The sequence below is a fragment of the Mesorhizobium sp. M4A.F.Ca.ET.050.02.1.1 genome, from assembly GCF_003997725.1.
Classification (GTDB): domain Bacteria; phylum Pseudomonadota; class Alphaproteobacteria; order Rhizobiales; family Rhizobiaceae; genus Mesorhizobium.
Map to the genome: position 1 here is coordinate 1 of NZ_RZSG01001316.1, position 859 is coordinate 859.

The 859-nt window shown below is 64.4% G+C and carries 2 protein-coding genes; both read left to right on the forward strand.

Annotated features, from left to right (window positions below; translation table 11 throughout):
• On the forward strand, positions 1-218 hold a 218-nt coding region (locus tag EOA33_RS40020; protein WP_210212660.1), incomplete at its 5' end, for a hypothetical protein.
• The coding region (locus tag EOA33_RS37200; protein ID WP_127407821.1) for an FAD-dependent oxidoreductase at positions 197-859 on the forward strand (663 nt) is incomplete at its 3' end. The genes EOA33_RS40020 and EOA33_RS37200, both read left to right, overlap by 22 nt.

An 859-nucleotide genomic window follows, 5' to 3' on the forward strand; every position in this document is an offset into this window, starting at 1 on the left:
CCGCAAAAATCTTTCCCTTGGCAAGAAATGCCATGCTGTTCGCGCCTGATCGCCTGAATCACGTCCCGGTTGCGAATTTGCCAGTGAAGCGCCCGATTGTCACCGCCCCCACGGCTGCACTGGTTGCTCGATGCTGGCCAATGAAGCGGAATTTGCCTACGATCAAGTATTTATTGTGGCGGGGGGCGCGATACACATGGGCGATGTTGATGTTGTGATCATCGGGGCCGGCTCGGCCGGGCTCTCAGCCGCGAAAACCCTGAGCGCCGCCGGCTTGTCCTTCAAACTGCTGGAAGCGATGGACCGAATCGGCGGCCGCGCCTGGACCAGCGACCGGCATTTCGGCGTGCCCTTCGACATCGGCTGCGCCTGGCTGCACGCGGCGGACCGCAATCCCTATTTTCCCGAGGCGCAAGCCGCCGGCTGGAACCTGCATCACCACGACATGAATGTCGATCATCTCTACTACCGCCAGCGCAAGGCGAGCGAGGCGGAAGAGGCCGAGATGAAGGCCGCCGACGCGAAGCTATTCGAATTGCTCGCCGCCCACAAGGTCGAGGAGGGTGACGACGACCGGCTTTCGGCGCTGCTCGCCAGGGGCCAGGCGCCGCGCGCCGCCGCCACCTTCGCCGGTCCGATGGACTTCGGCGCCGACGAGGACGAGATATCGATCCGCGATTTCCAGGCCGCCGCCGATCTCGACCCCAACTATTTCAGCAAGGAAGGGTTCGGCGCGCTGGTCGCGCGTTTCGGCGCCGACGTGCCGGTCGAATTGTCGACCCCGGTGCGCAGGATCTTCTGGAACGGGCCGGATGTCGCTTGCGTCACCGATCGCGGCACAATCCGCGCCAGGGCGGTC